Source organism: Actinomyces sp. Z5, assembly GCF_003287795.1.
In the GTDB taxonomy this organism is placed as follows: domain Bacteria; phylum Actinomycetota; class Actinomycetes; order Actinomycetales; family Actinomycetaceae; genus Actinomyces; species Actinomyces glycerinitolerans.
This window is the reverse complement of the sequence record NZ_QMIN01000055.1, coordinates 82,113-86,116: the sequence shown is the minus strand read 5'-3', so window position 1 is coordinate 86,116 and position 4,004 is coordinate 82,113. Positions and strand designations below refer to the sequence as shown.

Below are 4,004 nucleotides of genomic sequence, written 5' to 3'. Positions count from 1 at the left end.
GGTTCCAGGATGAGATGCCTGAGGATGTTCGGCAGGAGTATCTCGACGCGTTGGGGTGAGGCCGCGAACCACTTAGCAGACGAGCCACACGAAGTGATGTGGTAGTGCTGCGTCCTCCTCGTAGAAGATGGGGTCTGGCGGTGTGGCACCGGGGTACGGCGAAGCCCCGGGCAACCAGTTGGCTAGTCCGGGGCTTCGGAGTTTTCTACCTGCCTACAGCGTAGAGGGTGCCGTGGGCAGATGTCGTCCCGATTGTTTCCCACCACAGGGCGACGGATACGTGGACACAGGCGCTGCTGCCGTGCAGCAAGACTGCCAGGTGCGCGAAGACGCCGTCGTGGCGCCGGCAGGTCGCGCCCTACCCGCTATGGCACCCGTTACCCGTGCCCCTCCCGACTCGGCGTCCTCAACTTCGAGCGCCTCCCGACTATTCATGTACCTCCCGGCTACTGGCGCGCCTCCCGACTTAGTGGGAGCTTGCGATCGCGCGGCGGACCACACTAAGTATCGGTAAGTCGGCGGGCAGCCATGGCAGGGAGTCCGCCTGGTCCAGGGCCGCCCAGTGCAGCGTGGCGTGGGCGGTGCCGAGGCGTGGCGGAGAGCCCGCGGGCTGGGCCAGCCAGACGCGCATCCGGTGCCCGTGCATCGCCGGCCAGGCGGGTCGGTCATCTTCGGGGAAGTACTCCGCCTTCGAGGCGCGGGTACGGGTCTCCGGACTCGGTGGCGCCACAGCCAGATCGGGGGAGGGAGGCACCTCGTTGCCCAGGTGGACCGTCAGGTTGAGTTCCTCCGCCAGCTCGCGCATCAGAGCCGTGGTCGGCGTTTCCCCCGGCTCCACCTTCCCTCCGGGAAATTCGTATTGGCCGGCGTGCTCGGACGGATAGGAGCGGGCCGCGCACAGCAGCGCCGAGGGAGGGGCCAGGCCCGGCGCCCAGAACCCCTCGTCGTGCCAGCATCACTGCTCATCGCACACCCTCCTTAAGGTGTCGCGAAGACCCTACCCATGCGGTCTGATCCTCAGCCCAAAACCGGACACGAGCCCTGAAGCAAATCAGGGTGTGGGGCGAATGAGGTCGTATTCGGCCAGCGCCGGGTGGTCGGGTACGACCTCATCAGCCCCAAAACGACCCTCGAGCACGATCGTCACACCACACTCCCCGCCCGCCGCGCCGCCGGGACACGCACGCCATCCACCAATCGGCGAATCGCCGATCCACCCGCCCACGAAACCCCCAAACGCGAAGAGCCCGTAAATCACAAATCAGAATCTATGTACTACGCACAGGTCTGCTAGCCCACATGCGTAATGCGCGTTTGCCACGTCCTACAGCCGCCTGGCGTCAACCTACCGCAGCACGCCGTCGCCGCGGCGCGGCACCAGACGCGACTCCTGGGCGCGGGCGGCCGTCTCGCTCCAGCGCCAGCCGTTGAAGGCCACCGCCTCCGTCAGCGAGCGCGACCACGCCACCGGCTCCTCGCCGCGCTCCCGCCCCACCGCCATATAGTGGCGCAGCAGGCCCGCACTGGCCAGGGCGTCGTCGAGCGCCGTGTGATGCCGCCCGATCTCCACGCCGGCGGTCTCACAGCAGGTGACCAGCCGCCGCGACGGCGTTGCCATGAAGTGCCGTGCCATCTCCATGGTGCACACGCGCGGCACCCGCGCTCCGCGCTCCAACCGGTCCAGGCCGCCCAGCGCCTGGGTGAGGAAGCCGACGTCGAAGCGCGCGTTGTGGGCGACCACCGCCCGCCCCGCCAGGTCGCGCACCAGCAGGTCGGCGACGTCGGCCAGGGCGGGCGCCCCGACCAGGTCCTCGGCCACAAGCCCGTGAATGTACGTCGGGCCCACATCGACACCGGTGCCCGGGTTCACCAGGGTTGACCAAGTGCGCTCCACGGCGCCGTCGGGGCCCGCCAGTACCAGCCCGATCTCAATGATCGAATCCGTCGCCGGGGACAGGCCCGTGGTCTCCAGGTCGACGACGGCGTAGCCCACCCGCGAAACGTCCACGGTCTCCGGCGCGCCCGCGGCGGAGCGGGGCTGGAGAGTCTGGCGCAGTGGACGACGCGTGCGGTGATAGAAGGGCATCGCACCCCATGGTAGGCGTTCGCCGCAGGCGGGCCCCACCCTTGGTTCTCTCCCAACACTCCCGGCTGGGACCCGGCCGACCGGGCTAAAGTCGAGTCATGACGACCACGCCTGCCAACGAGTCCACCGGCGCCGCTGCCGCCGCACCAACCGACGCCCTGACCACCCCGGCGACTACGCCCATCACCAACACCACCATCGCCGCCCAGCTGGCCCACCGCACCATTCGCGCCTACACCTCCGAGCCGGTGGCCGAGGACGTCGTTACCACCCTGCTCGACGTCGCCCGCCACGCCGCTAGCTCCTCCTTCCAGCAGCAGGTCACCGTCATCCGGGTCAAGGATCCCGCCGTGCGCGAGCAACTCCACCTCGCCTCCGGCCAGCCCTACGTGGGCGGCGACCGCGGGGAACTGTTCGTGTTCGTCGTCGACCTGCACCGCAACGCCGTCATCCGCGAGCGCGCCGGCGCCTCCCTGGAGCCGCTCGAGCGCACCGCCCTGTTCCTCCAGGGCGTGGAGGACGCCGTCATCGCCGCCCAGAACATGGTCGTGGCCGCCGAGTCCCTGGGCCTGGGAACCGTTTACCTCGGCTCCATCATCGGCGACGTCCGTCGCGTCATCTCCGCCCTGGGCCTGCCCGAACGCACCTACCCGCTGCTCGGCCTGCTCGTGGGTCACGCCGCCCAGGAGCCCCAGTACAAGCCGCGCCTGCCCCGCGAGATCGTCACCGCCGTTGACGCCTACCCCGACCTCGACGCCCACGCCGACGCCCTGGCCGCCTACGACGCCGAGGTCCAGCAGTACTACGACCTGCGCGACACCAACAACCGGGTGGACTCCTTCACCACGCAGATCGCCCGGGCGCTGGGCGGCGGCCCCGCCTCACAGGCGCCCGTCCTGGACGTCCTGCACGAGCAGCGCCTCTGCCTGCACTGAGGCGAGGCGCGATGCCGACCTCCTTGGGAGCCGACCGGCCGGGCCGAGCCGGCAGCGCCGTGCCCGCCCCGGTCGGTCCGGAGGCCCTCCCCGCTGGGTTTGGCGCCGTGCCCGCCCCGGTCGGTCCGGAGGCCCTCCCCGCCGTACAGCGATTCGACTTTCCTATCGCGCTCATCGCCGGCGAGCTCCTCGCGGACGCGGGCGCCGACGCTCCCTCCGCCCTCGGCGCACGACCCCGCTTCCGCACCCTCGCCCGGGTTGGCGACGGCAACGCGGTCTTCCCACTCGCCTCCCTGACCAAGCCGATCGTCGCCTGGAGCGCCCTGATCGCCGTCGACCGCCACCTGCTGGACCTCGACGCCCCCGCCGCGCCCGAACTCCCCGGCGCCACCGTCCGCGATCTGCTCGCCCACGCCTCCGGCGTCGCCTTCGACTCCGATGCCGTGCTGGCGCCGCCGCGACAACGGCGCATCTACTCCAACCGCGGCTTCGAAATCCTCGGTCGGCACCTGGAGGAGGCCACCGCCACCCCGCTCGAGGCGTGGGTGGAGGAGGCCGTCCTCGAGCCCCTCGGCATGGCGAGCGTCCGCATCCCCGGCTCGCCCGCTCACTCGGGGACGGGTAGTGCCGCCGACCTGGCCGCCTTCGCCCGCGAGCTCGCGGCCCCCACACTCGTCTCCCCCGCACTGGCCGAAGCCGCACGCCGCCCCGTCCACCCCGGGCTGCCGGGCGTCCTGCCCGGATATGGGCGCCAGGCCGTAAACGACTTCGGCCTGGGCCTGGAGGTCCGCGGCGCCAAACAGCTGCACTGGACCGCCCCCACAAGCAGCCCCGAGACCTTCGGCCACTTCGGCCAGTCCGGGTCCTTCATCTGGATAGACCCGGTCGCCCGCCGCCAGGCGGTGTTCCTGGGTGCGCGCCCCTTCGGCACCGTGCACCGGGAGAACTGGCCCGCCCTCGGCGCCCAGATCCTCGCCCTGTGA

4 protein-coding genes are annotated in these 4,004 nt (G+C 70.8%); 2 read left to right on the top strand and 2 right to left on the bottom strand.

Annotated features, from left to right (window positions below):
• Positions 1–466 precede the first annotated feature (466 nt).
• Both DRB06_RS07725 and DRB06_RS07720 read right to left on the bottom strand, forming a co-directional pair.
• Positions 467–901, bottom strand: a complete 435-nt coding sequence (locus DRB06_RS07725; RefSeq protein WP_395994435.1) for an NUDIX domain-containing protein — start codon at positions 899–901, stop codon at positions 467–469.
• A 444-nt stretch (positions 902–1,345) separates the two neighbouring features.
• On the bottom strand, positions 1,346–2,086 hold the full coding sequence (locus tag DRB06_RS07720) for a 3'-5' exonuclease (protein ID WP_111819583.1): 741 nt from the start codon (positions 2,084–2,086) through the stop codon (positions 1,346–1,348).
• 182 nt (positions 2,087–2,268) lie between these two features.
• On the opposite strand from DRB06_RS07720, the gene DRB06_RS07715 reads away from it, so the two are divergent.
• Positions 2,269–3,021: a nitroreductase family protein gene (locus DRB06_RS07715; RefSeq protein ID WP_073331442.1), complete on the top strand. Its 753-nt coding sequence runs from the start codon at positions 2,269–2,271 to the stop codon at positions 3,019–3,021.
• Positions 3,022–3,032: 11 nt separating this feature from the next.
• Entirely contained in the window at positions 3,033–4,004 is a 972-nt protein-coding gene (locus DRB06_RS07710) for a serine hydrolase (protein ID WP_111819582.1), read from the top strand.